The sequence below is a fragment of the Streptomyces swartbergensis genome, assembly GCF_002148965.1.
Taxonomy (GTDB): domain Bacteria; phylum Actinomycetota; class Actinomycetes; order Streptomycetales; family Streptomycetaceae; genus Streptomyces; species Streptomyces swartbergensis.
Genome location: NZ_NGFN01000457.1, coordinates 1 through 5,742, shown reverse-complemented (window position 1 = coordinate 5,742; position 5,742 = coordinate 1). Strand labels below are relative to the sequence as shown.

Here is a 5,742-nt window from a genome sequence, read left to right as displayed (position 1 = left end):
GGGCAGGTGAGACCGGGCGTCAGCCCTTGACGGCGCCCTGCATGATGCCGCCCACGATCTGCTTGCCGAAGATCGCGAAGACCAGCAGCAGCGGCAGCGTGCCGAGCAGCGCGCCCGCCATGATCAGGGACTGGTCGGGGGTGTAGCCGCGGCCCAGGCCCGCGACCGCTACCTGAACGGTCGGGTTGCCCATCTGGGTCAGTACCAGGAACGGCCACATGAAGTCGTTCCAGGTCTGCACGAACGTCAGCATCCCGAGCACGGCCATCGCCGGCCGCGCCGCCGGGAACACCACGTGCCACACCACGCGCCAGCTGCTCGCCCCGTCGACCCGGGCGGCCTCGATGATCTCGTCCGGCAGCGCCTGGATCAGGTACTGCCGCATGAAGAACACACCGAACGCGCTCACCAGCGAGGGGAAGATCACCGCCTGCAGCTGGTCCGTCCAGTCGAGCTTGGCGACCATCATGTACAGCGGGATCACGCTCAGCTGCGGCGGCACCATCATCGTGCCGATCACGATCAGCATCAGCGCGCCACGGCCCCGGAACCGCAGCTTGGCGAAGGCGAAACCGGCGATCGTCGACAGGAAGACGATGGTCAGCGCCGAAGTGCCCGCCACGATCGTGGTGTTGAAGAACGCCTCACCCAGGTTGGCGTCCTTCCAGGCGATCTCCAGCTTGTCGAACAGACCCGAGCCGAACCAGAACGGCGGCGGCGTCTGCGCGAGCCGCTGGTTGTCACGCGAGGCGGCGATCGCCGTCCACACCAGCGGGAACAGCGACACGATCGTGAACACGATGAGGATCGCGTACGCGATCGGACCGCCGTGCAACTGCCCGCCGGCCCGCGCGGACTTCGGCAGACGGGGGCGTTTGGACTCCTTGGCGGGCGCAGCGCCGGGCGGCGGTGCGTCCTGGGGCGTCACAGTCGTCGTCACGGCCGGAACTCCTTAACTACTGGCGCGCAGCCGGCGCGAGATGACGTAGTTGACGATGCCGATGACGATCAGGATCAGGAACATCGTCCAGGCGATCGCCGAGGCACGGCCCAGGTGGTGGGCGACCCAGCCCTGCTCGTACAGATACAGACCGAGCGTCTGGAACTGGTGCTCCGCGCCGCCGGAGGTGCCCTGGTTGGCGTCGAACAGCAGCGGCTCGCCGAAGACCTGGCTCGCGCCGATCGTCGACACGACACACGTGAACAGAATCGTCGGTCGCAGCGCCGGCAGCGTCACATGGATGAACTGCTGCCAGCGGTTGGCCCCGTCCAGGGCCGCGGACTCGTACAGGTCCTGCGGGATCGCCTGCATCGCGGCCAGGTAGATCAGCGTGTTGTAGCCGGTCCAGCGCCAGATGATGATCGTCGAGACGGCGATCTGCGAGAACCACTTGTCGTTCTGCCAGTCGACCGGGTTGATGCCGACCATGTCGAGCGCCCAGTTGATCATGCCGTAGTCACGGCCGAAGAGCAGCACGAACACCAGCGAGGCCGCGGCGATCGACGTCGCGTACGGGGCGAGCATCGCGACCCGGAAGAAGGTCGAGGCCCGCAGCTTGTAGTTGAGGATGTGGGCGATGCCCATCGCCATCAGCAGCTGCGGGACGGTGGAGATGATGCCGATGGTCAGGGTGTTCTTCGCCGCGTTCCAGAAGAACTCGTCGTCGAAGATGCGGGTGTAGTTGCGCAGTCCGACCCAGTTCATGTCGGTCGGCGCGGTCAGCTCCACCTGGTGCAGCGACGCCCAGCCCGTGTAGATCAGCGGGAACAGGCCGAAGGCGACGAACAGCAGGAAGAACGGGGAGACGAAGGCGTACGGGCTCCAGCGGATGTCCCGCTGCCAGCGGCGGGACAGCCGGTCCCGGCGCCGCCGTTCCTTCTCCAGGGACACGGGGTCCGCCGACGGGCGGCCCGGGGCCGCGCCCCCCTCGGCGGGGGGCGCGGCGGTGTCGTGGCGGGTGGCCATGCGGGTCACTGGTCCAGCTTGTTGTCGATGGTCTTGACGGCGGAGTCCCAGGCCTCCTCGGCCGACTTGCCCTTCGTCACCAGGATCACGCCGTTGTCCGTCAGGCCCTGCATGATGATCTGGTCCTTCGGGCCGATCACCTGGACCGGGGCGGCTTTGGCGGCCTCCGCGAAGATCGAGCCGATCTGCTGGTCACCGGTCATCTCGTTCTTGGCGCCCGTCACTTCGGGCATGGTGTAGGCGGACGGGGCGCTCGGGAAGCTGCCCTGCACCTTGAACAGCTTCGCCTGCTGCTCCGGCGCGGTCAGCCAGGTCACGAACTTCTGGGCTTCCTTCACGTTCTTGCCGCTCTTCGGCACGGTGAGGAAGGTGCCGCCCCAGTTGCCGCCCTTGGGCGCGGTGGCCACGGCCCACTTGCCGGCCGCGTCCGGCTTCGAGTAGCCCTTGATCGTGCCGAGCATCCACGGCGGGCAGGCGATGGCGGCGAACTTGTTGTTGGCGATCGAGGAGTTCCAGCCCGGCTGGAACTGCGTCTGCGACTGGACGAGGCCCTTCTCGGCGGCCTCCGCGGTCAGGTCGAAGGCGGCTTTGACGGCCGGGTTGGTCTTGTAGATGACCTTCCCGGAGGCGTCGTAGAACTTCTCCTTCTCGCTGCCCAGGATCGCCTGGATCAGACCGCCGGGGGAGTCCATGAAGAAGGTGCCCTTGGGGGCCTTCGACTTGTAGCGCTCACCGGCGTCGACGAGCTTGGCCCAGTCCCCGGCCCACAGCTTGCCCACCTCGGCGGGGTCGGTGGGCAGGCCGGCCTGCTTGAAGAGGTCCGTGCGGTAACAGATCGCCATGGGGCCGACGTCGGTGCCGAGGCCGATGGTCCGGCCGTCCTTGGTGGTGGCCTGCTGCCACTTCCAGGGCAGCCACTTGCTCTTGTCCACGCCCGGAGCCTTGGACATGTCCTCGAGCTTGTCGGCCTGGGTGGCCGTGACCTCGGCGATGTTCGCGACTTCGACGGCCTGGACGTCCAGCAGACCGCTGTTGGTGGTCAGGTGGTTCAGCAGCGCCGGGTAGTAGTTCTCGTTCCGCTGGACGGCGTTCTCGGCGATCTTGATCTTCGGGTTGAGCTTCTCGTACTCGGCGTAGAGACCGGCTTCCTTGAAGCCCATGGTGCCGAAGAGACCCACCGAGATCGTGGTCTTGCCGCCGCTGTCGCCGTCCGAGGAGCCGGAACCGTCGCTCTTGCCGTCGTCGGCACAGCCGGCCAGCAGCCCGGCGCCCAGCGACGCGGCGGCCGCGAGGACCATCGCCTTGCGGGCGGTTCGGATGCGTGCTCGCATGTCGTCCTCCTGTTGCCCTGACGTGCCGACCCCCCGGCCAACTGCATGGTTGGACCCGTTTTTACTCGCTGCGGCTCGGGCGGGGAACGTGCGGGTTGTGTATGTGTCAGGTACTGTGGGAGCGCTCCCACGAGTGATGTGTTGAAGGGTCTCCGGTCGCGGCGGGGGTGTCAAGGGACCGGACAGGGAGAGACGCGTTCAGTTATCGGGACGTTAACTGGACCCGAGCCGGAGCCCCTTCGGCCCGGGGCGACGGGATCAAGCCGGCCCGGACCGGCTCGCCGGCCGAAGCGGAAGGCCGGGGGCGGCTGGCCTCGGTAGCGGTCACTACCGCTGACAAGCCTGTTAAATTCCAGGCCAGCCGCAGAGTGCGGGTGTGGACGGGAAGGCGGAGCCCATGGCAAGCCACGGAGCGCGGGGCCGAAGCGGTGGCCGGCCCACCCTCGAAGAGGTGGCGGCGCGCGCCGGTGTCGGCCGCGGCACGGTGTCCCGGGTGATCAACGGCTCGCCCCGGGTCAGCGACGCGACCCGCGCGGCCGTCGAGGCGGCGGTCGCCGAGCTCGGCTACGTCCCGAACACCGCGGCCCGCGCCCTGGCCGCCAACCGCACGGACGCGATCGCCCTGGTCGTCCCCGAGCCGGAGACCCGGTTCTTCTCGGAGCCGTACTTCTCGGACATTCTGAAGGGCGTCGGGGCGGAGCTGTCCGACACGGAGATGCAGCTGCTGCTGATCTTCGCGGGCGGCGACCGCGAACGCCGCCGCCTCGCCCAGTACCTGGCCGCCCACCGGGTGGACGGCGTCCTGCTGGTCTCGGTCCACGCGGACGATCCACTGCCCGACCTGCTGGCCCAGCTGGACATCCCGGCGGTGATCAGCGGCCCGCGATCGGCGGCGGAGACACTGCCGTCGGTCGACTCCGACAACTACGGCGGCGCCCGCCAGGCCGTCGAGCACCTGCTGTCCCGCGGCCGCCGCCGGGTGGCCCACATCACCGGCCGCCTCGACGTCTACGGCGCCCAGCGCCGCATCGAGGGCTACCGCGACGCCCTGAGCGACGCGGGCCACGAGGCGGACGAGGCGCTGATCGAGCCGGGTGACTTCACGGAGGAGGGCGGCAGCCGCGCCATGGCGGCACTGCTGGAGCGCCGCCCCGACCTGGACGCGGTCTTCGCCGCCTCCGACGTCACCGCCGCCGGCGCCCGGCAGGCGCTGCGCGAGGCGGGGCGCCGCATCCCCGACGACGTGGCGCTCGTCGGCTACGACGACTCCGCCATCGCCCGCCACATGGAACCGCCCCTCACCAGCGTCCGCCAGCCCATCGAGGTGATGGGCCGCCGGATGATCGACCTCCTCCTCACCGAGGTCGCCGACCGCCGCCCCCTGGCGTCCCGGGGGCTGGACCGACGGCAGGTCGTCCTCGCCACGGAACTGGTGCCCCGGTCGTCGTCGTGACGCCGCATCCCCTGCTGGACATCGCCGAGGTCGCTCGGACCGAGCCGTACCTGCGCACGGTGGGCGAGGTCTTCCGGGCCTTCCGCGACCAGGACTCGGGCTGTGTGTCGTACGGGGTCCGGCTCGCCGACGGGGAACGCTGGTTCGTGAAGGAGGCGACGACCGACGCCGCCCAGCACTCGCTGAACCGCGCCTGGGCCTTCCACCGGGCGGTACGGCATCCGGTGATCGTCCCCCAGCTGCACCGGTTCGCGGCGGGGGAGGGGCGCACGGCGGCGGTGATGCCCTGGCACGACGGGGAGCTTTTGTACTCGCCCGCGCGCCTACGGCACGCAGGCCCCCTGGCCCGCTTACAAGCCCTCCCTGTCCCCCGGGTCCTGCGCGCCGTCGGCCATCTCTTGGACGCCCACCTGGCGGTGGAGGCCGCGGGCTTCGTAGCCGTCGACCTCTACGACGGCGCGTTCCTCTACGACTTCGACGCCGGCGAACTCCACCTGATCGACCTCGACGAGTACCGCCCGGGCCCGTTCACGCTCCAGGCGGACCGCCTGCCCGGCTCACGGCGCTTCATGGCCCCGGAGGAATGGCGACGCGGTTCGACGATCGACACCCGCACCACCGTGCACGCCCTGGGCCGCGCCATCCGCCTCCTCCTGAGCACGGCCGGCGAGAGGCCTGCTTGGCGAGGCACGGCGGCCCAACTGACGCTCGTGGAGCGGGCCACGCGCCCGGACCCGGCCGAACGCTTCACGACCGTGGCGGAGTTGGCCGCGGCGTGGCGGCGCTCGGCACACGGCGCCCCGGACAACGCCGCATGACATCCACCGCGTCCGGCACGAACATCCACCGCCGGAACGCCTCCTGAAGCTCCCGCTCCCCGACCCACCCGTGCCAGGCGATCTCGGCCGGGTCGGGCCGGAGGGGCTCGGTGACGACGGCCTCGTGCACACCGAGCCAGTACGGGCTGATCGCCCCTCGGCACAGGAACTTGA

5 protein-coding genes are annotated in these 5,742 nt (G+C 69.8%); 2 read left to right on the top strand and 3 right to left on the bottom strand.

What is annotated here, in order from left to right:
- Window positions 1–19: 19 nt before the first annotated feature.
- Genes CA983_RS39790 through CA983_RS39780 form a run of 3 tightly spaced genes read right to left on the bottom strand, consistent with a single transcriptional unit; the run spans window position 20 to window position 3,297 of the window.
- Window positions 20–940, bottom strand: a complete 921-nt coding sequence (locus tag CA983_RS39790) for a carbohydrate ABC transporter permease (RefSeq protein WP_086605565.1) — start codon at window positions 938–940, stop codon at window positions 20–22.
- 12 nt (window positions 941–952) lie between these two features.
- Window positions 953–1,966, bottom strand: a complete 1,014-nt coding sequence (locus CA983_RS39785; RefSeq protein WP_086605564.1) for a carbohydrate ABC transporter permease — start codon at window positions 1,964–1,966, stop codon at window positions 953–955.
- Between the two features lie 5 nt (window positions 1,967–1,971).
- Window positions 1,972–3,297 (bottom strand): extracellular solute-binding protein, encoded by a 1,326-nt coding sequence (locus tag CA983_RS39780; protein ID WP_086605563.1) that lies wholly within the window; start codon window positions 3,295–3,297, stop codon window positions 1,972–1,974.
- Window positions 3,298–3,694: 397 nt separating this feature from the next.
- Here CA983_RS39780 and CA983_RS39775 point away from each other — a divergent pair, with 397 nt between their 5' ends.
- Both CA983_RS39775 and CA983_RS39770 read left to right on the top strand, forming a co-directional pair.
- Window positions 3,695–4,750, top strand: coding sequence for a LacI family DNA-binding transcriptional regulator (locus CA983_RS39775; RefSeq protein ID WP_086605562.1), 1,056 nt, complete (start codon window positions 3,695–3,697; stop codon window positions 4,748–4,750).
- Complete coding sequence (locus tag CA983_RS39770; protein ID WP_086605561.1) at window positions 4,747–5,568, top strand: serine/threonine-protein kinase; 822 nt, start codon at window positions 4,747–4,749, stop codon at window positions 5,566–5,568. The genes CA983_RS39775 and CA983_RS39770 overlap by 4 nt, the downstream gene beginning before the upstream one ends.
- Window positions 5,569–5,742 lie beyond the last annotated feature (174 nt).

Excerpts from the sequence above, each read along its gene's own strand:
- CA983_RS39785 (WP_086605564.1), bottom strand. The coding sequence starts at position 1,966 with ATGGCCACCCGCCACGACACCGCCGCGCCCCCCGCCGAGGGGGGCGCG.
- CA983_RS39780 (WP_086605563.1), bottom strand. The coding sequence starts at position 3,297 with ATGCGAGCACGCATCCGAACCGCCCGCAAGGCGATGGTCCTCGCGGCC.
- CA983_RS39775 (WP_086605562.1), top strand. The coding sequence starts at position 3,695 with ATGGCAAGCCACGGAGCGCGGGGCCGAAGCGGTGGCCGGCCCACCCTC.